We start from the raw sequence: 23,228 nt of genomic DNA, 5'->3' as shown, positions 1-23,228 counted from the left end.
GCGGGCCTATCAGGCCTTGCCCTTTTCCTTCAGGCGCGCCAGCACGCCATCCACGCTGTTACCCGAGGCCTTGATCCCAGCCGCGCGCAGCTTGGCGTCCAGCGCATCGTCCGGCGCCGCCGCGCTGGCCAGTTCGGCCGCGGCATCCATGGTCGCCGCGCGTTCGGCCTGGCGCTGCTTGATCCGCTCCAGGGAGTCCACCGCGGTCTGCAGCTTGCTCTTCGAGTTGCCGTAGCGCTGGGCAACGGCCATCTGCGCCTTCTGCACGCTCTCGGTGGCCTTGACCGTATCCACCTGTTGCTTGAGCTGGCGGATGTTGCCCTCGGCCTGGCTCACCGACTTGCGCAACTGGGCTACGCTGGCGGCGAATTCCGCGACCTGGGCACGCTCGCCCTCGAGCTGGTTCTCCAGGGTCGCGATCTTCTCCGCGACCTCCCGGGCCAGCTCCTCGTTGCCGGCCTCCAGTGCCTTGATCGCGTATTGCTCGTACTCGGCGACCTGGGCCGCGCCCTTCTCGACGCGCTCCTGGGCCAGGCGGTGGCGGGCCATGATCGAGGCCAGCGCTTCCCGCGACTTGCGCAGTTCGACGTCGGCGTCGCGGATCTCCTGGTCGAGGATGCGCAGCGCCTGGCTGTCGACGATCGCCTCGCCAACCTCGTTGGCTCCGCCGCGCAGGGCGCTCAGCAGCTTGCTCCATACCGTCATGATGGTGTCCTCCCTCAGGCCCGGGCTTTCAGGTAGCCGGCGTAGACTTCCGTGGCGCGGATCACGTTGCCGGCCAGGGTTTCGATTTCGTGCAGCACGCTGGCCAGCGACGAAGTCGTGCTCAACGCGCCGAACATGCTGTAGCAGCGCTCCTCGCCCGGCAGGTTGAGCAGGCCGATGCTCGACAGCGGGAACAGTTGCCGGCTGAGCAGGACCTCTTCGTTGAAGGCGGTCGCGTCGGTAACGTCGCTTTCCGGCCAGAGCAGCGCCTCGACGATGATCTGCTCGCCCTGGGGCGCGACGAACACCGGCAGGTCGCCGTATTCGCGCATGATCACATAGAGACTCGCTTCCGCCCCCTCGATCAGCTCGATCTGGGCCTCGCCGCTGCTGAACAGCTCGGTGCCGCTCAGGGCCTCGGCCAGCGAGCGAGCGTTCCATACCCGGGCTTCCGTCATGTCTTCCTCCTTCTCCAAATGAGCCGCTCCGGCAGCCGGGCGACGCAGCATCCGCTCGATGCCGGCGAGCGCCGCGGCGTTCTCCGGCAAGATCCAGACTTCCTTCTTCACCAGGCCCTGCTCGCGCAGGCGCTGGCGAAAGACACGCTGATAATGGGCTGATGATTTCCGTTGCATGGACTCACACTACGAGATCACATGTAAGATTTCAACAGATCACATGTAATAAAAACCAACGCACGCGCATATCTACGCCGGGCCGGCCGGAGCATGGAAAAGAAACACGGGGAGGAAAGAGAGAAAGAAATGGCACGAGGGGCCTCCCTGGCTCGGTGTCTGGCGCGCTACATCCTGTATCGACTCCCGCATTAAACCCTCTATGCAAAAGGAATTGAAGGACCGCCGGGCATATCGGGAAAAAACGGGAAACGTCTCACCCTACCGCGGCACCCGCCCGCACCGCCGGCAAATGCTCTAGGCTATGCGCACACTGCAGCCTGACGGACACCGCATGGAACATTCGCCCAAACCGCTGGCCGGCCTGAAGGTGGTCGAGCTCGGCACCCTGATCGCCGGCCCTTTCGCCTCGCGGATCTGCGCCGAGTTCGGCGCCGAAGTGATCAAGATCGAGTCGCCCGACGGCGGCGATCCACTGCGCAAGTGGCGCAAGCTCTACGAAGGCACCTCGCTGTGGTGGTTCGTTCAGGCACGCAACAAGAAATCCCTGACCCTCAATCTCAAGCACGCCGAAGGCCAGGCGATCCTGAAACGCCTGCTCGGCGATGCCGACATCCTGATCGAGAACTTCCGCCCCGGCGTACTGGAAAAGCTCGGCCTGGGCTGGGATGTCCTCCACGCGCTGAACCCGCGCCTGGTGATGGTGCGCCTGTCGGGCTTCGGCCAGACCGGCCCCTACAAGGACCAGCCGGGCTTCGGCGCGGTCGGCGAGTCGATGGGCGGACTGCGCTACATTACCGGCTTCGAGGACCGCCCGCCGGTTCGCACCGGGATTTCCATCGGCGACTCGATCGCCGCCCTGTGGGGCGTGATCGGCGCGCTGATGGCGCTGCGACACCGCGAGGTCAACGGCGGCGAGGGACAGATGGTCGACGTCGCCCTCTACGAGGCGATCTTCGCCATGATGGAAAGCATGGTTCCGGAATTCGACGTGTTCGGTTTCATCCGCGAGCGCACCGGCAACATCATGCCGGGCATCACCCCCTCCTCCATCCACACCAGCGCCGATGGCCGCCACGTACAGATCGGCGCCAACGGCGACGCGATCTTCCGCCGCTTCATGCAGGCCATCGGCCGCGACGACCTGGCCAGCGACCCGCAACTGGCCAGCAACGACGGGCGCGATGCGCGCCGCGACGAACTCTATGGGGTTATCGACCGCTGGGTCGCCTCGCAGTCCCTGGAGGAAGTGCTGGCAGTGCTGGCGCGAGCCGAAGTCCCGGCCAGCCGCATCTACTCCGCCGAAGACATGTTCCGCGATCCGCAATTCCTTGCCCGCGAGATGTTCCTCTCGGCACGCTTGCCGGACGGCAAGCCATTCCGCATGCCTGGCATCGTGCCCAAGCTGTCCGCCACGCCAGGCTCGGCGGATTGGGTAGGCCCGGAACTGGGCGAGCATACCGATGCCCTGCTCGCCGAGCTGGGCTACGACAGCGAGGGCATCGCCGCCCTGCGCCGGGAAGGCGCCATCTGAACGGTACGCGGAGCCCTTCATCGGTGCTCCGCGGACAGGGCGGCCCCTCTCCCCTATCCAGCCAGGGAGAGGGGGTTATCCGCACGCTTCCACGAGCATGGCGCCATCCGGCAAGAGCCGCTGCACCGGCGCGCGCCTTCGGCCTGACCGCCCGATGCGCAACGCGCCCTCGAACGAGACGGTGCTAGCGCGACGAATACAGCAGCACGTGATCCCGCTCGCGGAAGGTCGCCAGCACGTCTTCCTCCATCCGCCCGACCAGCACCTGCAATTCCCGGCGAATGGTCTGCACGGCATCCTCGAGATAGCTTTCGTCGTTCAACTGCACCTTGGCGATGACCCGCTGCAACAGGGTTTCCCCCTGCGGATCGACCAGCGTGACCACCCGTCCGCCATCGGGCCGGGGCTGGCTGAGGGTGAAGGGATGGGGAGCGAAGGCATCGGCCAGTCGTTGCTTCAGGCTGTCCAAATCAGGTCTCCTGTTTCGACGAATAAGACTCGTCAAAGACCGAAAAAACGCGAATAGGGTTCGTCGATGCAAGCATTTACCGGACTAACGGCAGCATCTGGCGAAAGGCCACGTGCCGGCGCAAATAGCCATTCGAGCCGAACCAGGCCAACGCAACGATCAGCCCGCTATAAGGGAAGCACCGGGAAAAACTCCAACCATCCCACCCTCGCGCAACGCCTTCACCTGCTTGAAATTGCAGTATCCGGCGCGTCCGTCAGGCAGTAACAACGAGACTTCCCCCTGCGCATCGAACAGCGAGGATCTCATGACTGCCTTCGCATCCCCCCGCAGCGCCTGGCGCGCCTTCATCCTCGCGCTGGCATTCGCCGCCGGCACGGCACAGGGCTCGCTGCTGTTCGGCGCCGTGGGCCTGGCCAACGACCAGTACGCGCGTCCGGTCGCCGACACCGAGATCGCCAGCACCGCCGTGCTCGCCGATTGTCGTGGCTTCGTCGGGACCATCGCCAGGATCGTCCTGCTGGACGGCTCGATCCGCTGCAACGAGGCTTTTCCCTATGGCTTCGCCAGCCCGATCAGTACCAGCGTCTACTATCCGGCGGACATCGCCGCGTCCGACGCCAAGCTTCCGGTCATCACTTTCGTCGGCGGCATACTTTCCAACGCCGGCAACTATCACGAACTGATGAAACTGTGGGCCAGCCACGGCTTCATCGTGGTGATCTCCTCCGACTTCATCAATTCCTTCCCGCTGATGCACGCCCTCGGCATCCTTGAGGTCGCGAAACTGGACAGGGACCCGGGCTCGGCCCTGCATGACCGGGCCGACTTTTCCCGGACGCTGGTCGCCGGGCACTCCGCCGGCGGCCAGGCCACACTGCAGAGCGCCAGCCTCTCTGCACAAGCCCTGCAACTCATCGAGCCACGGTTGAAGCTGGTCGGCGCCCTGCCGATCGAGCCAGGCCCCCTGGCCATCGGTTCCACGGTAAAGACCCCGACCCTGCTGCTGACCGGACTGGCCGATGTGGTCGTGCCGCCGCTCAGTTGGCCGATCCTCTGGCAGGGCCCGTTGATCCGCGACGTGCCCGCCTGGGGCGCCACGGCCACCACGGCGACCCACTTCAGCCCGCTGCGACAGATCGAGTACAACGAGTTCGCCGGCATCAGCGTCGCCTGGGTGCTGTACCAGGGAAAGAACGATGCCCAGGCCCGCGACTATTTCGTCGGGCGCTACTACAAGCTGGCCAGCGACATCCAGTTCAACGATCCACTGAGGCTGCTCCGCCCCTCGCGCAACAAACTCGCCGCTGCCCTTTGAGAAGACATGAAAAAGCCCGCCATCAAGGCGGGCTTCTTCCTTTCACGACAGGCTCAGAGCGGCTTGCCGCGATTGCCGTGCTGGCTGACGAAGGCCTGTACCTTGGCCAGCTCGTTCGGCAATACGGTGCAGCGCTCCTCGCGCTCGAACAGGTCGGCGAGGTGCGCAGGCAGCGCCGGCGCCTGGCCGATGCCGGCCTTCTCCACCGCTTCGGGGAACTTGACCGGATGCGCAGTGCCCAGGGTCACCATCGGCACGCTCAGGCTGCGCCGGCATTCGCGGGCGGCACGCACGCCAATGGCGGTGTGCGGGTCGAGCAACTCGCCACAGGAGCGGTATACCTCGGCGATGGTCTCGCAGGTCTGCTCGTCGCTGACCGCCAGGGAGTCGAACAGCTTGCGCGCCTCGGTCCAGCGCTGGTCTTCCACCGACAGCTTGCCGCTGGCCTTGAAGGCATCCAGCAGTTCGGCGACGGCCTTGCCGTTGCGGCCGTGCAGGTCGAACAGCAGGCGTTCGAAGTTGGACGAGACCATGATATCCATCGACGGCGACAGCGAGGGATGCAGGGTGTCCTTGTCGTAGCGATTACCGCTCATGAAGCGGTGCAGGATGTCGTTGCGGTTGGTCGCGACGATCAGCTGGCTGACCGGCAGGCCCATGTTGCGCGCCAGGTAGCCGGCGAAGATGTCGCCGAAGTTGCCGGTCGGCACCGAGAACGCCACCGAGCGATGCGGCGCGCCGAGCTGCAGCGCGGCATGGAAGTAGTAGACGATCTGGGCCATGATCCGCGCCCAGTTGATCGAGTTCACCGCTACCAGGCGGGTACCCTTGAGGAAGCCCTGGTCGGCGAAGCTGGCCTTGACCATCTCCTGGCAGTCATCGAAGTTGCCTTCGATGGCGATGTTGTGGATGTTGTCGCCGAGGATGGTGGTCATCTGCCGGCGCTGCACCTCGGACACGCGGTTGTGCGGGTGCATGATGAAGATGTCGACGTTGTCGCAACGGCGGCAGCCTTCGATGGCCGCGGAGCCGGTATCGCCGGAGGTGGCCCCCATGATCACCACGCGCTCGCCGCGCTTGGCCAGCACATGGTCGAGCAGGCGGCCGAGCAGTTGCAGGGCGAAGTCCTTGAAGGCCAGGGTCGGGCCGTGGAACAGCTCCAGCACCCATTCGTTGCCGTTCAACTGGCGCAGCGGCGCCACTGCGTCATGGGCGAAGACGCCATAGGTTTCCTCGAGGATCTTCTTGAAGTCGGCATCGGCGATGCTGCCGGCGACGAACGGGCGCATCACCCGGAAGGCCAGCTCGTGGTAGGGCAGGCCGACCCAGGAGGCGATCTCCTCGAGGGTGAAGCGTGGCAGGTTTTCCGGGACGTAGAGGCCGCCGTCGCTGGCCAGGCCGGCGAGGAGGACATCTTCGAAGTTCAGGGCGGGCGCTTGGCCGCGGGTGCTGATGTAACGCATGTTCAAAACCTTCGCTGTTGACGCGGGCCCGCAAGCGGCGCCCGGCGTTCGATCAATTCAGTTGTTCGACACGGATACGGACCACCGGCCCGGACACGCCTTCCAGCGCTTCCAGGGCGGCGATGGCATCGTTGATGCGTTGTTCGATGACCCGGTGGGTAACCAGGATCATCGGCACCAGGCCGTCCTGTTCCTCGGCCTCCTTCTGCATGATCGATTCGATGTTGATGCCGCGCTCGGACAGGATGGTGGCCACCTGGGCCAGTACGCCCGGGTGGTCCTTGGCCTGGATGCGCAGGTAGTAGGCGCTTTCGCAGGCTTCGATCGGCAGGATCGGGTGGTCGGACAGCGCGTCCGGCTGGAACGCCAGGTGCGGTACGCGGTTCTCCGGATCGGAGGTCATGGCGCGGACCACGTCGACGAGGTCGGCCACCACCGAGGAAGCGGTCGGCTCCATGCCGGCACCGGCGCCGTAGTAGAGGGTCGAGCCGACGGCGTCGCCGTTGACCATCACCGCGTTCATCACGCCGTTGACGTTGGCGATCAGGCGATCCGAGGGAATCAGGGTCGGGTGCACGCGCAGCTCGAAGCCGCTCTCGGTGCGACGCGCCACGCCCAGGTGCTTGATGCGATAGCCGAGGGCGTCGGCGTAGTTGACGTCGGCGCTGGTCAGTTTCGAGATGCCTTCGGTGTAGGCCTTGTCGAACTGCAGCGGAATGCCGAAGGCGATCGAGGCGAGGATGGTCAGCTTGTGGGCGGCGTCGATGCCTTCCACGTCGAAGGTCGGGTCGGCCTCGGCATAGCCCAGGGCCTGGGCCTCGGCGAGCACGTCGGGGAAGGTACGGCCCTTCTCGCGCATTTCGCTGAGGATGAAGTTGCCGGTACCGTTGATGATCCCGGCCAGCCAGTTGATGCGGTTGGCCGACAGCCCCTCGCGGATCGCCTTGATCACCGGGATGCCGCCGGCGACAGCGGCCTCGAAGGCGACGATCACGCCCTTCTCGCGGGCCTTGGCGAAGATCTCGTTGCCGTGCACGGCGATCAGCGCCTTGTTCGCGGTGACCACGTGCTTGCCGTTCTCGATGGCCTTGAGCACCAGCTCGTGGGCCAGGGTGTAGCCGCCGATCAACTCGACGACCACGTCGATCTCGGGATTGCACGCTACGTCGAAGATATCGGCGGTGATGGGGGTCGCACCGGTATCGCACTTCGGGTTCGGCCGGCGGGCGGCGATCTGCGCAACCTCGATACCGCGCCCGGCACGGCGGGCAATCTCCTCGGCGTTGCGTTCGAGTACATTGAAGGTACCGCCACCGACGGTCCCCAACCCACAGATGCCTACTTTGACCGGTTTCACGCTGGAACTCCCCATCTCACCTACGACGGCCGGACGCGCCGGCCTGCTATGGTTCCCCGAGCGAATCGAGGTTGACGCGACCACTGTACGGGCCACGACACATCCTGGCGATGGATTCCGCCAGCGGGCGGCGGAAATCGCCAATGATGAAAACAAAAGAGCCGCACATTACGAAGCGGCTCTTTATTAGTCAATTGTTCGGCAGACCCGGCGCTATTTGGCCTCCAGCGCCAGCTTGGCCAACTGCTTGGCCGGCTGGTAGCCGGGGAGCAACTGGCCGTTGGCAAGGACGATCGCCGGCGTTCCCTGCACCCCGACCATCTGGCCCATCTGGAACTGCTTGTCGACCGGGTTCTTGCACTCGGAAGACTTGATTTCCTTGCCGTTCATCATGGCGTCCATCGCCTTGGTCGGCTCCTTCGCACACCAGACCGCCTGCAGTTGCTTGTCGCCCGCCGACTGCGGCCCCTGGCGCGGGAACGCCATGTAGCGCACCTCGATCCCCTGCTCGGTCAGGTCCGGCACCTCGGCATGCAGCTTCTGGCAGTACGGGCAGGTGGTATCGGTGAACACCGTGATGTGCGCCTTGGCCTGGCCCTTGGCCGGATACACCACCATCTCGCTGGCGGGCACGCCGTTGATCGCCTTGGCGATCGCCTGGCTCTCGGCCTTCTCGGTCAGGTTGACCGGCTTGCCGTCCTTCACCTGGTAGAGGTAGCCCTGCATGACGAACTGGCCGTCGGCGCTGGCGTAGAGCACCCGGCCGCCCTTCAGCTGCACCTGGTAGAGCCCCTGCAGCGGGCTGCTGGCGATGGAGTCGATGGGCAGGTCCGGTTGCAGGGCCTGCAGGGTCTTGCGGATGTTCTGATCGGCATTGTCTGCCAGGGCCAGGGTACTCATCAGGCCGAGGGCGGCAGCAGCCAGAAAACGGGTCACGCGCATGTGTCACTCCTGTCGTGCGGTCGGCGAAGCCTACCATAGACCACTATCCCGACGGGCCCGACGCTTGTCGCAGAACGCTACGAAAGCGCCTCTTTTCGGGTAGGTACGGATTTTTCGGACAAAGCGTCAGCCTCGCGGGTGGTGGCGTGCGTGCAGATCCTGGAGGCGGGCCCGGGCGATATGGGTATAGATCTGGGTGGTCGACAGGTCGCTGTGGCCGAGCAGCATCTGCACCACCCGCAGGTCGGCGCCATGGTTGAGCAGGTGGGTGGCGAAGGCGTGGCGCAGGGTGTGCGGCGAAATCGACGTGCCGATCGCCGCCACCTGCGCGTGATGCTTGATGCGATGCCAGAAGGTCTGGCGGGTCATCTGTTCGCCGCGCAGGCTGGGGAACAGCACGTCGCTGGGCCGCCCGCCGAGCAGGTCGCCGCGAGCCTCGCGCAGGTAGCGTTCGAGCCAGCCGATGGCTTCCTCGCCGAGCGGCACCAGGCGCTCCTTGCTGCCCTTGCCGAACACCTTGACCACGCCCTGGCGCAGGTTGACCTGCTCCAGGGTCAGGCCGACCAGTTCGCTGACCCGCAGGCCGCAGGCATACAGCACTTCGAGCATGGTGCGATCGCGCAGGCCCAGCGGGTCGTCGACTTCCGGCGCCGCCAGCAATGCCTCGACGTCCGCTTCGGAGAGGGATTTCGGCAACGGCTTGCCCAGTTGCGGCAGGTCCACCTGCAAGGTGGGATCCTCGGCGATCAGGCCGTCGCGCAGGCAATAGCGATAGAAGCCACGCAGGCCGGAGAGGAAGCGCGCGGTCGAGCGGGCCTTGTAGCCCTGTTCCAGGCGCCAGGCCAGGTGATCGAGGATGGCGTCGCGGCCGATGCCCTCCAGGCGCAGCCCGCGGCCATCGAGCCAGGCGTTGAACTGCTGGAGGTCGTTGCGATAAGCCTCGCGGGTGTTGTCGGCAAGGCCTTTTTCCAGCCACAGGGCATCGAGGAAACGGTCGATCAGGGGATGTTCGAGGGTACTCATGGATGAAGGCTGCGAACCAAATGAAAGCGCGGCTAGTCTTTCATAGCCTGGGCGCTATCGCGAGCGTTGGCCGTCATCGCCACGTAATGGTTAGTCAGGCCGGTCGACAGGAGGTCGGCCGGCTTCCCGTGCCCGCGGGAAAAAGCGGAGCCATGTGGCTCGATGGTTCGCCCCGGCTCAGGACGAGCGGAGCGACGCTGACAAGGAATCCTCGATGGACCAGAACGCTATCCTGCTCGCCCTCGGCGGCATCGGTGCCGCCGCCCTGCTCAGTCAATGGCTGGCCTGGCGCCTGCGCCTGCCAGCCATTCTTTTCCTGCTGCTGTCCGGGATTGTCGCCGGCCCGCTACTCGGCTGGCTCGATCCGGACGAGATGTTCGGCCCCCTGCTGTTCCCACTGGTATCCCTGGCAGTGGCGCTGATCCTCTTCGAGGGCAGCCTGACCCTGCATTTCAGCGAATGGAAGGAAATCGGCACCGTGGTGCACCGAATGGTGACCATCGGCGCGCTCTCGACCTGGGGCGTGATCGCCCTGGCCGCCCACTACCTGCTCGACTTCAGCTGGGAAATGGCCCTGCTGTTCGGCACCCTGACCCTGGTCACCGGGCCCACGGTGATCGTTCCGATGCTGCGGGTGGTCCGGCCCAAGGCCGCGGTGGCGAACATCCTGCGCTGGGAAGGCATCGTCATCGATCCCATCGGCGCCCTGCTGGCGGTAGTGGTGTACAGCTTCATCATCTCCAGCGGCGAAGGCGATGGCTGGCTACACAGCCTGCAGACCTTCGGTGGAGTGATCCTCTGCGGCAGCCTGTTCGGCATCCTCGGCGGCTGGGCGCTGGGCATCGTCCTGCGCCGCCACTGGCTGCCGGACTACCTGCACAACCTGGCGACGCTGGCCGCGGTGCTGGGCGTATTCATCGCCTCGAACCGGGTGATGCACGAATCCGGACTGCTCGCCGTCACCCTGATGGGCATGGGCCTGGCCAACATGAAGGGCGTCGACGTACGGCAGATCCTGCACTTCAAGGAAAACCTCAGCGTCCTGCTGATTTCCGGCCTGTTCATCCTCCTGGCCGCGCGCCTGGACATCAATGCCCTGCTCGGCCTGGGCCCGGCGGCGCTGCTGGTGCTGCTGCTGATCCAGCTCGTCGCCCGGCCGCTGAACGTGGCGCTGTCGACCTGGGGTTCGCCGCTGAGCTGGCGCGAGCGCGCCCTGCTCAGCTGGATCGCCCCGCGCGGGATCGTCGCCGCGGCGGTCTCGGCGATCTTCGCCATCCGCCTGAGCGCCGAAGGCCATGCCCAGGCGGCGCTGCTGGTGCCGCTGACCTTTCTGGTGATCATCGGCACGGTGGTCCTGCAAAGCGCCACCGCCCGCCCCCTGGCGCGCCTGCTGAAGGTCGCCGAGCCCTCGCCCAGCGGCTACCTGATCGTCGGCGCCAATCCGGTCGGGCGCGCCATCGGCAAGGCCCTGAAGAGCCTCGGCAGCCGCGTGCTGCTGACTGATTCGAGCTGGGAAAACATCCGCGCCGCCCGCATGGACAACCTGCCCACCTATTTCGGCAATCCCACCTCGCAGCACGCCGAAGCCCACCTCGACCTGGTCGGCATCGGGCACTTGCTGGGGGTTTCTCCAGCCGGCGAGCTGAATACCCTGGCGGCCATGCGCTTCCGCCACGAGTTCGGCCATCGCCAGCTGTTCGGCCTGCCGACCAGCCAGGAAGCCAAGCGTACCGACAAGCACCGCTCCAGCGACGAACACCGTGGCCGCCCACTTGGCCAGCGACCGCTGACCTACGCGCAGTTCGCCAGCCTGCTGTCGCGCGGCGCCGAAATCCGCACCACCCTGCTCACCGACACCTTCGGCTGGAACGACTACCAGGCGCTGCACGGCGAGTCCGCGATCCTGCTGTTCGCCCGCGATCCGAACGGCAGGATGCACGTCGCCACGCCACAGTCCACGCTGGCGCCGGGCACCGGCTGGACGCTGCTGTCGCTGATCGACGCGGAACCGTCAGTCAGCAAGTCGCAGGCCACGGAAATCGCCGACTAGACTTCAACGAACCGACGAAAGACCGTCGTCACCCTATCCAAGGTTGGGTGACAAACGAAGCCCACGAAGAGGATGATTGCATCTAGCCATCATTCTCTTTTTTCATCAGGCCATGACCATGTCCAATCAACAACATTCCCGCCTGGGCCAGATCCTGATCAACAAGGGGCTGATTAGCGCCGCCCAACTGGACGCCGCGATCCAGGCGCAGTTGAGCAACCACAAGCGCCTGGGCGAAACCCTGATCGAGCAGGGCCTGCTGAGCGAACGGCAACTGAAGAAGGCGCTGAAGAAGCAGACCAACCTGCGCCTGGCCGCGACCCTGGTCGCCGCCCTGCTCAGTCCGTTCCAGATGGCCAGCGCCGACATCCAGCGTATGCAGCCGCCAGCGGCCATGAGCCGCCAGGAATTGCCGAAGAACCTGCGTCCGCTGACCGACGTCGAGATGAGCAACGTCAACGCCCAGGGCCTCAACGAAAGCCTCGAGGGCCTGTTCCTGAAGGCCGAGGGCGGCGACGGACTGGCCGCGGTGAAGCAACTGGCGAAGCTGGTGATGCCGATGCTCGACAGCCTGGAGGCGGAAACCTCGATGAGCGACGTTCGCTACGAAACCGGCAAGACGCAAAGCACGCTCAACCCCGACGGCTCGGTCAACCTGCGCCTGCCGAGCAGTATCGGCGAGGTGCGCTTCGACAATATTCGCATTGCCGGCGCGCCGCGCGAGCAGACGTTCGGCAGCGTCAGCCTGCAACAGATCGACCTGTCCCAGGCCTCCCTGAAGATCAGCCTGCGGCCCTGATCCCAACCCAGGGCCGGATCGTCCGGGGATATGGAAAAGGCACCCGTGGGTGCCTTCTTTCCGCCTGTCTCAAGCCGCCTGGCTGGCCGGGAACCCCGGCAGGACCGGAACCGGCCGCTTTTCGTCGTCGATGGCAACGAAGCTGAACAGGCCGTGTATGGCCTTCTCGCGACCGTCGGCGTACATGCTTTCCAGGTACACCTCGACCTCCACCTTGAGGCTGGTGTTGCCGACCTTGACCACCCGTCCGACCAGTTCGACGATCGAGCCCGCCGGGATCGGGTGGTTGAAGTCGATGCGATCGGTGGAAACGGTCACCAGCGGCAGGCGGCAGAAACGGGTCGCGGTGATGAACGAGACCTCGTCCATCCAGGCCAGCGCAGTCCCGCCGAACAGGGTGTTGTGGTGATTGGTGGTGGGCGGGAATACCGCCTTGGTCACACGGGTTTCGGAAAGCTCGGTGCGACGCAGGATTTCTTGCTCTCTGGGGGTCATGCCACGAATACCGGATGGAGTGGCTGCCTGGGTGCCGCGGATGTTGTACTGGTTATGCGCTGCCGTGGGCAGTAGGAAGCGCCGCCGGAAAGGCGAACGCCAGACATGAAAAAAGCAGCCCTCGGGCTGCTTTTCTCGGAGAAGAACCAGATTAGACCAGTTTTTCCTTGATGCGCGCGGCCTTGCCGGACAGGGCGCGGAGGTAGTACAGCTTGGCCTTGCGCACGTCGCCGCGACGCTTGACGCTCAGGCTGTCGACGATCGGGCTGTAGGTCTGGAAGGTACGTTCCACGCCCACGCCGTTGGAGATCTTGCGCACGGTGAAGGCGCTGTTCAGGCCACGGTTGCGCTTGGCGATAACGACGCCTTCGAAGGCCTGCAGACGCTGACGGTCGCCTTCCTTCACCTTGACCTGGACGATCACGGTATCGCCGGGGGCGAACGCCGGGATCTCTTTGTTCATCTGTTCAGCTTCGATCTGCTGAATGATCTTGTTGGTCATGCTGTGCTCCTAAGACCGGCAATCGGCCAGCCATCGATACGTTAACTATCGTCCCGCTGACGGATATATTCCGCCAGCAGCTTCTGCTCTTCTCCAGAAAGCGAGCGGCTATCCAGAAGATCGGCGCGTCGTTCCCAGGTCCGCCCAAGGGCCTGCTGCAAACGCCAACGCCGGATGTGTTCATGGTTGCCACTGAGCAACACTTCAGGAACACGTTTGTCCGCGTACACCTCGGGTCGGGTGTAGTGCGGGCAGTCGAGCAGGCCATCCGTGAAGGAGTCCTCCTCGGCGGAATCTGCATGACCCAATGCACCGGGCAGCAACCGCGTCACTGCATCGACCAGCACCATGGCCGGCAACTCACCGCCGGACAGGACATAATCGCCGATCGACCATTCTTCATCGACGTGCTCTTCGATGAAGCGCTCGTCGATGCCTTCGTAGCGCCCGGCGATGAGGATCAACGCTTCCTCTTCGGCCAGTTCGCGTACGCCCGCCTGCGTCAGCTGGCGGCCTTGCGGCGAAAGGTAGATCACCTTCGCCTTCCTGCCCCCGGCGGCTTGCCTGGCATCCGCCAGCGCGCCCTCCAGAGGCTTGATCTTCATCACCATGCCAGGGCCACCGCCGAAGGGCCGGTCGTCCACCGTCTGGTGGCGGTCCTCGGTGTAGTCCCGTGGATTCCAGCAGGTCAGCGTGAGCAACCCCTGCTTTACCGCACGGCTGGTGATGCCATAGTCACTGATCGCGCGGAACATCTCCGGAAAGATGCTGACGACGCCCACCCACAAACGCTTGTCCATGGATGATCAGAAGTCCGCGTCCCAGTCCACCCGCATCTCGCCAGCGGCCAGGTCGATCGACAGCACGCACTGCCCGGTGTAGGGCAACAGGCGCTCGCGGTCGTCCAGGCTGCCCGCGCAGGGCTTGACCACCATGACATCGTTGGCACCGGTTTCCAGCAGATGGTCGATCACGCCGAGCAACTGCCCGCCCTGGTCGATCACCTTCAGGCCTTCCAGCTGGTGCCAGTAGTACTCACCTTCCTCGAGAGAGGGCAACTCGCTACGCGGGATGCAGATCTCGTAACCGGTGAAGGTGCGGGCCTCTTCGCGATCGTCGAGCCCCTTGAGCTTGGCGGCCAGGACCTTGCCATGCAGGCGCCCCCTGACCAGCTCGGCCTGCCGAATCTCGCCGTCGCGCCGGAGCGTCCAGCGGCGATAGTCCAGCAGGTTGTCCAACGGGTCGGTAAAGGAATACACCTTCACCTCACCGCGGATGCCGTACACCGAAACGATCTTGCCGATCACGACCAGGTCGTCGGCGGGTGTCGGCATTTCACTCATGACGGCTTAGGCGTTTGCCTTGGCAGCGTCCTTGAGCAGCTGAGCAACGCGCTCAGACGGCTGTGCACCCTGGCCGAGCCAGTAGGTAGCACGCTCCTGGTCGACGGACAGACGCACTTCGCCACCAGTCGCAACCGGATTGAAGAAACCGATGCGCTCGACGAAGCGACCATCGCGCGCATTGCGGCTGTTGGTCACGGTCAGGTGGTAGAAGGGGCGCTTTTTGGAGCCGCCACGAGCAAGACGGATGGTTACCATGTGAACTTCGTTCCTGTAGTCGGTGCTTGCAAAATGAATGCACGCTGGGCCCACGGCCCGAAAGGCCGCATATTCTAAGGATTATCGGGGAATTTGCAAATCTCTTTTTCGGCCACCCATCGGCCGGCGCGGAGAGCGCGGGAAGCACACGGTCCGCCCGCCGGCCGACGGAGCGAAACCGCCGGCGTGGCCAGCGGCCGCGCGTCCGATCAAAGCTTGGGCATGCCCCCCGGGAACATACTGCCCATGCCTCGCATCATCTTGGCCATGCCGCCCTTGGCGGTGACCTTCTTCATCATCTTCTGCATCTGCTTGTGCTGCTTGATCAGCCGGCCGACGTCCTGCACCTGGGTACCGGAGCCAAGGGCGATGCGGCGCTTGCGCGAGCCGCTGATCATTTCCGGATCGCGCCGTTCGCCGGGCGTCATCGAGTTGATGATCGCCTCCATCTGCTTGAACTGTTTCTCCGCAGCACCCTGGGCATTGCCCATCTGCGCCAGGTTGACCCCGCCGAGCATCGGCAGCTTGTCCATGAGCCCGCCGAGGCCGCCCATGTTCTTCATCTGTTGCAACTGGTCGCGGAAGTCTTCCAGGTCGAAGCCCTTGCCCTTCTTGATCTTCTTCGCCAGCTTCTCGGCCTTGTCGCGGTCGAGGTTCTGCTCGGCCTGTTCGATCAGGCTGAGCACGTCGCCCATGCCGAGGATGCGCGAGGCCACGCGGTCGGGATGGAACGGATCGAGCGCTTCGCTCTTTTCGCCCATGCCGAGGAACTTGATCGGCTTGCCGGTGATCGCCCGCACCGAGAGCGCGGCACCACCACGCGCGTCGCCGTCGACCTTGGTCAGGACCACACCGGTCAGCGGCAAGGCGTCATTGAAGGCCTTGGCGGTGTTGGCGGCGTCCTGGCCGGTCATGGCATCGACCACGAACAGGGTTTCCGCCGGCTTGATCGCCGCGTGCACCTGCTTGATCTCGTCCATCATGTCGGCATCGATGTGCAGGCGGCCTGCGGTATCGACGATCACCACGTCGATGAACTTCAGCCTCGCCTCGCGGATCGCCGCCTCGGCGATGGCCACCGGCTTCTGGCTGACGTCGGAAGGGAAGAAGGTTACGCCGACCTCGCCCGCCAGGGTTTCCAGCTGCTTGATCGCGGCGGGACGGTAGACGTCGGCGGAAACCACCATCACCGACTTCTTCTTGCGTTCCTTAAGGAAGCGCGCCAGCTTGCCCGCGGTGGTGGTCTTGCCCGCGCCCTGCAGGCCGGCCATCAGGATCACCGCCGGCGGCGCGACGCTCAGCGCCAGGTCCTCGTTGGCCGCCCCCATCAACTCCTCGAGTTCGGCGCGGACGATCTTCACGAACGCCTGTCCCGGGGTCAGGCTCTTCGAGACCTCGGTGCCGACGGCGCGCTCCTTGACCTTGTTGACGAAGTCCTTGACCACCGGCAGGGCCACGTCGGCCTCGAGCAGGGCCATGCGCACTTCGCGCAGAGTGTCCTTGATGTTGTCCTCGGTCAGCTTGGCCTTGCCGGTGACATGGCGAAGCGTCTGCGAGAGGCGGTCTGTAAGGTTTTCGAACATGCGCGATCCTTCCACGGGGGTTGCGGCAAGCGGCGGATTATAACCAAGAGCGCGTCGCGGGACACGCGATGAAAGACGGAGTGTGTGTCCGGCGACGACCGGAGGCCAGCCTCAAGTCCTTGATTTGCCGATGCGTTCCGTCTTTGCCGAAGCGACTGCCGGGCCATGAGGTCGCGGCGCCCGCGGCAGGCGGTCCGCCAACCCGGCCACAGGTACGAGAGAACTGTTCGCAACGGCTTTCTCGCGACGCTCGATCTATGCCAAACTCCCATCCTTTCGGGCCCGCGATTACAAGGACTTATGCATCCCCTGCTGCCCAGCCTCATCGCTGCTGTTCTCTATCTCGGCACCGCCGCCTACCAGGGTGCCTGTGTGTCCAAGCGCACCGCGCCGGGCAAACCCCTGCTGCTCCTGTTCGGACTCCTGGCACTGGTCGCCCACGCCTTCAGCCTCTACCAGCAATTGCTGACCCCGGCCGGCCTGGTGCTGGACTTCTTCAACGCCGCCAGCCTGATCGCCGCCGCGGTAATTCTCCTGACCCTGCTGGCGACCTTGCGGATACCGGTGGAGAACCTGCTCCTCCTTCTATTCCCGCTGGGCGCCCTCACCACCCTGCTGGCGGTACTCATCCCCCACGGCACCGTCGAGCCGATCAACGAACAGCCGGGCATCCTGGCCCACATCCTGCTCTCGATCCTGGCCTACGGCCTGCTCACCATCGCGGTGTTCCAGGCGCTCTTGCTGCTGCTCCAGGACTACCGCCTCAAGCACAAGCATCCGTCCGGGCTGATCCGCAACTTCCCGCCCCTGCAAACCATGGAAAGCCTGCTGTTCGGCTTCCTCTGGGGCGGCTGGTCGCTGCTTTCGCTGTCGCTGCTGTCCGGATGGCTGTTCGTCGACAACCTGTTCGCCCAGCACCTGGCGCACAAGACCATCCTGTCCTGCTTCGCCTGGGTGGTCTTCGCCGTGCTCCTCTGGGGTCGCCACCAGCTCGGCTGGCGGGGCCACAAGGCGATCCGCTGGACCCTGGCCGGTTTCTGCCTGTTGATGTTGGCGTACTTCGGCAGCAAGCTGGTGCGGGAATTCATCCTGCACATCTGATGGGCCTCCTTCATGGATGAACTGCACCCCGGGTACCTGGTCGGCCTGCTGGTTCTCCTGGTCGCCTGCTCGGCGTTCTTCTCCTGCGTCGAGACCGCCCTGCTCAACCTCGACCGTTACCGCCTGCGCCTACAGGCCAAGCAAGGCCTGCGCGGGGCCCGGCGCAGCAGTTGGCTGCTGCTGCACGACGACCGCCTGCGCGGCACCCTGTTGTTCGGCCGCACCCTGGTCAACGTCAGCGCCGCCGCCCTGGCCAGTTGGGCCGCGCTGCACCACTGGGGCGTCATCGGCCTGGCCGTCGCCATCCCCGGCATGACCCTGCTCCTGCTGCTGTTCGGCGCCCTGCTGCCGCGCCGCTACGGCGCCCTTCGCTCGGAACGCGTCGCCCTGCCGCTCAGCCTGCCGCTCCTGATCCTGCAGCGCCTGTGCTGGCCCCTGCTGTGGCTACTGACCCTGCTGAGCAACGCGCTGCTGCGCCTGCTCGGCGTCGCCGCGGCGGAACAGGACGACAGCGGACGCAGCCGCGACGAAGAGGCCCTGCATCCGGCCGACAACCCCCAGGCCAGCGAGGTCAACCGGCATGACATGCTGCTCGGCCTGCTGGACCTGGAGAAGGTCACGGTCAACGACCTGATGATCCCGCGCAACGAAATCGAAGGCATCGACCTCGACGACGAACTCGAGGTCATCGTCGAGCAGTTGCGCACCACCAGCCACACCCGCCTGCCGGTCTACCGCGACGACGTCAACCAGATCGAAGGGGTCGTGCACATGCGCCAGATCGCGCGCCTGCTGACCCAGGGCCGCCTGACCAAGGAGAATCTCCGCCAGGCCTGCATGGAGCCGTATTTCGTGCCGGAAAGCACGCCGCTGTCGACCCAGTTGGTGAACTTCCAGAAGGAGAAGCGCCGTATCGGCGTGGTGGTCGACGAATATGGCGAGGTGATCGGCATCGTCACGCTGGAGGACATCCTCGAAGAGATCGTCGGCGACTTCAACGACCTCGACAGCCTCGACAACCCGGATATCCAGGCCCAGGAGGACGGCAGCTTCGTCATCGACGGCAGCGCCAACCTGCGCGAGCTGAACAAGTCGCTTGGCTGGCAATTGCCCTGCGACGGCCCGAAGACCCTCAACGGCCTGGTCACCGAAGCCCTGGAGCAGATCCCCGATTGCGCGGTGTGCCTGCGCATCGGCCCCTACTGCCTGGAAATCCAGCAGTCGGCGGAAAACCGTGTGAAAAGCGTGCGCGCCTGGCATCCCCGCGCGCTGACCCCGCTGGTCGAAAGCGACGCCAGCGTCTGATCCGGGATTGCCGAACCGGCCCCGCGGCGCTCTATAATCGACCCCAGCTTATCCAGCCCTGCCGCCGGTTCCGCCGCTACCCGCAGCCCGAGCCCCGGCCAGTCACCCGCCAGTCCCGCCTGCCCGCCCGGCCCCGATGCCGACGGTACCAGCCGGCGCACGGCGCGCAGCCCCATCCTCCCTGCGCGACCGATCTCGTCCGCCCCACCCGGGCGCCGCGCCGCCGCATCGGCGCACTGGCCATAACCATCCGGCCGCACGGAAGCACTCCGTCGTGCCCCGACTGCCAGGGACCTTCCCACCATGACCGCCGCCACCCTCGCCGCCGACGCCGCTCCGGAACCGGCCAACTCGACCACCCGGGTCGCAGTCGCCAGCTTCATCGGCACCGCCATCGAGTTCTACGATTTCTACGTCTATGCCACTGCCGCCGCCCTGGTGATCGGTCCGGTATTCTTCCCGCAGACATCCGGCACCGCGCAGATGCTCAGCGCCTTCCTCACCTTCGGCATCGCCTTCCTCGCCCGTCCGCTGGGCTCGGCGCTGTTCGGCCACTTCGGCGACCGCATCGGGCGCAAGTCAACCCTGGTCGCCTCGCTGCTGCTGATGGGGGTGTCCACCACCCTGATCGGCGTCCTCCCCGGCTACGACAGCATCGGCTACTGGGCGCCGTTGCTGCTCTGCGTGCTGCGCTTCGGCCAGGGCCTCGGCCTCGGCGGCGAGTGGGGCGGCGCCGCGCTGCTGGCCACGGAGAACGCGCCGGCCGGCAAGCGCGCCTGGTTCGGCATGTTTCCCCAGCTCGGCCCGTCGATCGGCTTCCTCGCCGCCAACGGCCTGTTCCTGGCCCTGGCGATGCTGCTCAGCGAGGAGCAGTTCCGTGAGTGGGGCTGGCGGATCCCGTTCCTGCTCAGCGCGGCGCTGGTTGTGGTCGGCCTCTACGTACGCCTGAAGCTGGCGGAAACCCCGGTGTTCGCCAAGGCCATGGCCAAGCACGAGAGGGTCCGCCTGCCGATCGCCGAGCTGTTCGCCCAGCACTGGCGGCCGACCCTGCTCGGCGCCCTGGCGATGGTGGTGTGTTATGCGCTGTTCTATATCTCCACGGTGTTCTCGCTGAGCTACGGGGTGGCCAGACTCGGCTTCAGCCGCGAGGAGTTCCTTGGTCTGCTGTGCCTCGCGGTGCTCTTCATGGCCGCCGCCACGCCGCTGTCGGCCTGGCTCAGCGACCGCTTCGGACGCAAGCCGGTACTGCTGCTCGGCAGCCTGGCGGCGATCGCCTCCGGCTTCGCCATGGAGCCGCTGCTCAGCCAGGGCTCGACGTTCAGCGTCGCCCTGTTCCTCTGCATCGAGCTGTTCCTGATGGGGGTCACCTTCGCCCCGATGGGCGCGCTGCTGCCGGAAATATTCCCCACCCACGTGCGCTACACCGGCGCGTCGGCGGCCTACAACCTGGGCGGCATTCTCGGCGCCTCGGTGGCGCCCTATATCGCCCAGAAGCTGGTCGGCATCGGCGGCCTGGGCTGGGTCGGCGGCTACGTCTCCGCAGCGGCGCTGCTCAGCCTGCTGGCGGTGCTGTGCCTGAAGGAAACCCGCGACAACGACCTCGGCGCAGTGTCCTGAGTCTCGCTCAGACTACCGCGACGCCGCCCTTCTCCCTCGCCGCCAACCAGTCGGCGAGGGCCCCGGCCCAGACCTGGTAGCCCAGCTGCGACGGATGAAAGCCGTCGATGGCCAGGTAGCCCGGAAGCAGGTCCAGCGAGATCGGGCAGTAGCCGGCGCCGGTCGCGCCAGCGAGATCGCACAGCGCCTCGTCGAGCAGCCGCCCGCGCCACCCCAGCAGGGCCCGCAGCAACCCGGGCAAGGCGGAAAAATGCTGCAGCGGCGGCACCGCGGTGCAGGTCACCTGCGCGCCGGCCGCCTGGAAGCCGTCGATCAGGGCCGCGCAGTCGGCGCGCCAGCGTTCGAGGGAGCGCAGGCTGGTGGTGTCATTGACGCCGAAGACCAGGATCACCTGGTCGAAGAAACGTCCCGCCACCTGCGGTAGCAAGCGTTCGCGCGCCTCGCCGCTGGTGATACCGTTCTCGCCCAGCGCCTGCCAGGCCACCGGGCGCCGCAGACGCTCGCCCAGCGCCGCGGCCAGGCGGCCGGCCAGGGCGTAGTCCAGGCAACTGGCGCCGACCCCGGCCACTGTCGACTCACCGAACAACAGCAAGCGCAGCGGCTCTTCGGCACCGGACCCACCGACCAGCCCTTCGCGAGGTCCCGCCGCGGGCGCCAGGCGCAAGGCTCGGCGGCGGGTGCGGATAGCCAGCGGCACCGCCAGCGGCAGCAACGGCAGAGCCGCCGCCCACCAGGCCAGCGTTGCCAGCCGGCGCATCTCAGAGTTCGACGCGAACCGCCTGGGCGGCCCGGGTCGCCTTGGCGCGGGCGGCGTCGATCGACTCGTCGCGCGCCAGGGCCACGCCCATCCGCCGCTGGCCATCCACTTCCGGCTTGCCGAACAGGCGTAGCGCCGTATCCGCCTCGCTCAGCGCGGCACCGAGGTTGGCGAAAGCGACCTGCCGGGACTTGCCTTCCACCAGGATCACCGCCGAGGCCGACGGGCCGAGCTGGCGGATCACCGGGATCGGCAGGCCGAGGATCGCCCGCGCGTGCAGCGCGAACTCGGAAAGATCCTGGGAAATCAGGGTCACCAGGCCGGTATCGTGCGGACGCGGCGACACCTCGCTGAACCACACCTGGTCGCCCTTGACGAACAGTTCGACGCCGAACAGCCCGCGTCCGCCGAGGGCCTCGGTCACTGCCCGGGCGACCCGCTCGGACTCGGCCAGGGCCTGCGCGCTCATCGCCTGCGGCTGCCAGGACTCGTGGTAGTCGCCCTTGACCTGGCGGTGACCGATCGGCGCGCAGAAAGTGGTGCCGTCGACGTGGCGCACGGTGAGCAGGGTGATTTCGTAGTCGAAATCGATGAAGCCCTCGACGATCACCCGGCCCTTGCCGGCGCGCCCGCCTTCCTGGGCATAGTCCCAGGCCGCCTGCAGGTCGTCGGGGCCTTTCAGGACGCTCTGGCCCTTGCCCGACGAACTCATGATCGGCTTCACCACGCAGGGGTAGCCGACGCGCTCGACGCCACGGCGGTAGTCCTCGAAGGTATCGGCGAAGTGATAGGGCGAGGTCGGCAAGCCGAGCTCCTCGGCAGCCAGCCGGCGGATACCCTCGCGGTTCATGGTCAGTTGCGCGGCGCGGGCGGTGGGCACCACGGTGTAGCCTTCGGCCTCCAGCTCGACCAGGGTCGCGGTGGCGATGGCCTCGATCTCCGGCACGATGTAGTGCGGCTTCTCCTGCTCGATCACCGCGCGCAGGGCGGCGCCGTCGAGCATGCTGATCACGTGGCTGCGATGTGCCACCTGCATGGCCGGCGCGTTGCCATAGCGATCGACGGCGATCACTTCGCAACCCAGGCGTTGCAGCTCGATGGCGACTTCCTTGCCCAGCTCGCCGGAGCCACAGAGAAGGACGCGGGTCGCGCTCGGCGACAGGGGGGTACCGATACGGGTCATGGAAGAACCTCGGAAATGAAAGAAAACGGAATCCGCTTCAGGCGGAACCGCTGACCAGCCCTTGCGCCTTGGCGCGCTCGAAACAGCGACCGAGCACCTCGCGGCGCTCGTCGTTGCTCATCAGGCCCCAGCGGGTGATCTCGGCCGCCGTGCGCTGGCAGCCGATACAGATGTCCTGCTCGTCCAGCGCGCAGACATGCACGCAGGGCGAAGCCACCGGTCGCTCGTTCACGCCGGGTCCTCGACGAGGTCGCGGGCGTAACGGCGGGCATTGTGCACATAGTGGGCGGCGCTGGCCTCGAGCATTTTCTTCTGCGGCTCGCTCAGCTCGCGCACTACCTTGCCCGGCGAGCCCATCACCAGCGAGCCGTCGGGAATCTCCTTGCCCTCGGGAATCAGCGCGTTGGCGCCGATGATGCAGTACTTGCCGATCTTCGCCCCATTGAGGATCACCGCGTTGATCCCCACCAGGCTGTAGTCGCCCACGCTGCAACCATGCAGCATGGCGTTGTGGCCGACGGTGACGCCCTTGCCGAGGGTCAGCGGATAGCCCATGTCGGTGTGCATCACCGAGCCGTCCTGGACGTTGCTGTGCTCGCCGATATGGATCAGCTCGTTGTCGCCGCGCAGCACCGCGCCAAACCAGACGCTGGCGCCGGCATCCAGGCGAACCTTGCCGATCACCGCTGCGCTGGGCGCGATCCAGCTGTCGGGATGGGTTTCGACGCGGGCATCGCCCAGGCGGTATTTCATCGCGATCTCCTCATGGCCGGGGTCTGCGCCCCGTCG

Annotated in this window: 24 protein-coding genes; 7 read left to right on the top strand and 17 right to left on the bottom strand. The window is 65.9% G+C overall.

The window, feature by feature from the left end:
* Positions 1-9: 9 nt before the first annotated feature.
* Positions 10-705 (bottom strand): PspA/IM30 family protein, encoded by a 696-nt coding sequence (locus tag AC1RB9_RS06245; protein WP_003092609.1) that lies wholly within the window; start codon positions 703-705, stop codon positions 10-12.
* A 14-nt stretch (positions 706-719) separates the two neighbouring features.
* Positions 720-1,340, bottom strand: coding sequence for a biofilm formation regulator BacA (gene bacA / locus AC1RB9_RS06240; protein WP_003092612.1), 621 nt, complete (start codon positions 1,338-1,340; stop codon positions 720-722).
* Positions 1,341-1,644: 304 nt separating this feature from the next.
* On the opposite strand from bacA, the gene AC1RB9_RS06235 reads away from it, so the two are divergent.
* Positions 1,645-2,874, top strand: coding sequence for a CaiB/BaiF CoA transferase family protein (locus tag AC1RB9_RS06235; protein ID WP_004351428.1), 1,230 nt, complete (start codon positions 1,645-1,647; stop codon positions 2,872-2,874).
* A 184-nt stretch (positions 2,875-3,058) separates the two neighbouring features.
* On the opposite strand, the gene AC1RB9_RS06230 is transcribed toward AC1RB9_RS06235, so the two are convergent.
* Positions 3,059-3,343, bottom strand: coding sequence for a DUF3509 domain-containing protein (locus AC1RB9_RS06230; protein ID WP_003092618.1), 285 nt, complete (start codon positions 3,341-3,343; stop codon positions 3,059-3,061).
* A 112-nt stretch (positions 3,344-3,455) separates the two neighbouring features.
* On the opposite strand from AC1RB9_RS06230, the gene AC1RB9_RS06225 reads away from it, so the two are divergent.
* A complete protein-coding gene (locus AC1RB9_RS06225) occupies positions 3,456-4,661 on the top strand; it encodes a poly(ethylene terephthalate) hydrolase family protein (protein ID WP_030048692.1) in 1,206 nt (401 codons plus the stop codon).
* A 53-nt stretch (positions 4,662-4,714) separates the two neighbouring features.
* On the opposite strand, the gene thrC is transcribed toward AC1RB9_RS06225, so the two are convergent.
* From thrC to xerD, 4 genes are all read right to left on the bottom strand, one after another.
* Positions 4,715-6,124, bottom strand: coding sequence for a threonine synthase (gene thrC / locus AC1RB9_RS06220; protein WP_003092622.1), 1,410 nt, complete (start codon positions 6,122-6,124; stop codon positions 4,715-4,717).
* A gap of 52 nt (positions 6,125-6,176) precedes the next feature.
* Positions 6,177-7,481, bottom strand: coding sequence for a homoserine dehydrogenase (locus tag AC1RB9_RS06215; RefSeq protein WP_003109642.1), 1,305 nt, complete (start codon positions 7,479-7,481; stop codon positions 6,177-6,179).
* Positions 7,482-7,694: 213 nt separating this feature from the next.
* Entirely contained in the window at positions 7,695-8,423 is a 729-nt protein-coding gene (dsbC, locus tag AC1RB9_RS06210) for a bifunctional protein-disulfide isomerase/oxidoreductase DsbC (protein WP_003092626.1), read from the bottom strand.
* A gap of 126 nt (positions 8,424-8,549) precedes the next feature.
* The gene (gene xerD, locus AC1RB9_RS06205; RefSeq protein WP_003092629.1) at positions 8,550-9,446 is read right to left on the bottom strand and encodes a site-specific tyrosine recombinase XerD; all 897 of its coding nucleotides are present in this window, start codon (positions 9,444-9,446) and stop codon (positions 8,550-8,552) included.
* Positions 9,447-9,660: 214 nt separating this feature from the next.
* On the opposite strand from xerD, the gene AC1RB9_RS06200 reads away from it, so the two are divergent.
* On the top strand, positions 9,661-11,496 hold the full coding sequence (locus AC1RB9_RS06200; protein ID WP_003453699.1) for a cation:proton antiporter: 1,836 nt from the start codon (positions 9,661-9,663) through the stop codon (positions 11,494-11,496).
* A gap of 112 nt (positions 11,497-11,608) precedes the next feature.
* Entirely contained in the window at positions 11,609-12,295 is a 687-nt protein-coding gene (locus AC1RB9_RS06195) for a cyclic di-GMP-binding domain-containing protein, MshE-related (RefSeq protein WP_003119314.1), read from the top strand.
* A 69-nt stretch (positions 12,296-12,364) separates the two neighbouring features.
* Here AC1RB9_RS06195 and AC1RB9_RS06190 read toward each other — a convergent pair whose 3' ends face one another.
* The 6 genes from AC1RB9_RS06190 to ffh all read right to left on the bottom strand — a co-directional run bounded on the left by AC1RB9_RS06190 (position 12,365) and on the right by ffh (position 16,476).
* Complete coding sequence (locus tag AC1RB9_RS06190; RefSeq protein WP_003092635.1) at positions 12,365-12,790, bottom strand: acyl-CoA thioesterase; 426 nt, start codon at positions 12,788-12,790, stop codon at positions 12,365-12,367.
* A 151-nt stretch (positions 12,791-12,941) separates the two neighbouring features.
* The gene (gene rplS / locus AC1RB9_RS06185) at positions 12,942-13,292 is read right to left on the bottom strand and encodes a 50S ribosomal protein L19 (protein WP_003092637.1); all 351 of its coding nucleotides are present in this window, start codon (positions 13,290-13,292) and stop codon (positions 12,942-12,944) included.
* 41 nt (positions 13,293-13,333) lie between these two features.
* Positions 13,334-14,092: a tRNA (guanosine(37)-N1)-methyltransferase TrmD gene (gene trmD, locus AC1RB9_RS06180; protein WP_003119312.1), complete on the bottom strand. Its 759-nt coding sequence runs from the start codon at positions 14,090-14,092 to the stop codon at positions 13,334-13,336.
* A 6-nt stretch (positions 14,093-14,098) separates the two neighbouring features.
* Complete coding sequence (gene rimM, locus AC1RB9_RS06175) at positions 14,099-14,626, bottom strand: ribosome maturation factor RimM (RefSeq protein WP_003092640.1); 528 nt, start codon at positions 14,624-14,626, stop codon at positions 14,099-14,101.
* A gap of 15 nt (positions 14,627-14,641) precedes the next feature.
* A complete protein-coding gene (gene rpsP, locus AC1RB9_RS06170) occupies positions 14,642-14,893 on the bottom strand; it encodes a 30S ribosomal protein S16 (protein WP_003092643.1) in 252 nt (83 codons plus the stop codon).
* Positions 14,894-15,102: 209 nt separating this feature from the next.
* The gene (ffh, locus tag AC1RB9_RS06165) at positions 15,103-16,476 is read right to left on the bottom strand and encodes a signal recognition particle protein (protein WP_003092645.1); all 1,374 of its coding nucleotides are present in this window, start codon (positions 16,474-16,476) and stop codon (positions 15,103-15,105) included.
* A gap of 300 nt (positions 16,477-16,776) precedes the next feature.
* Here ffh and AC1RB9_RS06160 point away from each other — a divergent pair, with 300 nt between their 5' ends.
* From AC1RB9_RS06160 to AC1RB9_RS06150, 3 genes are all read left to right on the top strand, one after another.
* Positions 16,777-17,577 carry a cytochrome C assembly family protein gene (locus AC1RB9_RS06160; protein ID WP_003092649.1) on the top strand — a complete coding sequence of 267 codons (801 nt, stop codon included), beginning with the start codon at positions 16,777-16,779 and terminating at the stop codon, positions 17,575-17,577.
* A gap of 12 nt (positions 17,578-17,589) precedes the next feature.
* Entirely contained in the window at positions 17,590-18,882 is a 1,293-nt protein-coding gene (locus AC1RB9_RS06155) for an HlyC/CorC family transporter (RefSeq protein WP_003453700.1), read from the top strand.
* 303 nt (positions 18,883-19,185) lie between these two features.
* The gene (locus tag AC1RB9_RS06150; protein WP_003453702.1) at positions 19,186-20,499 is read left to right on the top strand and encodes an MFS transporter; all 1,314 of its coding nucleotides are present in this window, start codon (positions 19,186-19,188) and stop codon (positions 20,497-20,499) included.
* A 7-nt stretch (positions 20,500-20,506) separates the two neighbouring features.
* Here the strand turns inward: AC1RB9_RS06150 and AC1RB9_RS06145 are convergent, their stop codons facing one another.
* From AC1RB9_RS06145 to AC1RB9_RS06130, 4 genes are read right to left on the bottom strand one after another with little or no spacing between them, the layout of a single operon-like run.
* Positions 20,507-21,256: an SGNH/GDSL hydrolase family protein gene (locus AC1RB9_RS06145; protein ID WP_003122122.1), complete on the bottom strand. Its 750-nt coding sequence runs from the start codon at positions 21,254-21,256 to the stop codon at positions 20,507-20,509.
* Between the two features lies 1 nt (position 21,257).
* Positions 21,258-22,439: a formate-dependent phosphoribosylglycinamide formyltransferase gene (gene purT, locus AC1RB9_RS06140; RefSeq protein ID WP_003092658.1), complete on the bottom strand. Its 1,182-nt coding sequence runs from the start codon at positions 22,437-22,439 to the stop codon at positions 21,258-21,260.
* A 37-nt stretch (positions 22,440-22,476) separates the two neighbouring features.
* Positions 22,477-22,671 carry a DUF1289 domain-containing protein gene (locus AC1RB9_RS06135; protein ID WP_003092660.1) on the bottom strand — a complete coding sequence of 65 codons (195 nt, stop codon included), beginning with the start codon at positions 22,669-22,671 and terminating at the stop codon, positions 22,477-22,479.
* Positions 22,668-23,192 (bottom strand): gamma carbonic anhydrase family protein, encoded by a 525-nt coding sequence (locus AC1RB9_RS06130; protein WP_003092662.1) that lies wholly within the window; start codon positions 23,190-23,192, stop codon positions 22,668-22,670. The genes AC1RB9_RS06135 and AC1RB9_RS06130 overlap by 4 nt, the downstream gene beginning before the upstream one ends.
* Positions 23,193-23,228 lie beyond the last annotated feature (36 nt).

The organism is Pseudomonas sp. 20-5 (genome assembly GCF_056782835.1).
The sequence above is the reverse complement of the archived record's forward strand: the minus strand, read 5'-3'. Positions and strand labels throughout refer to the sequence as shown.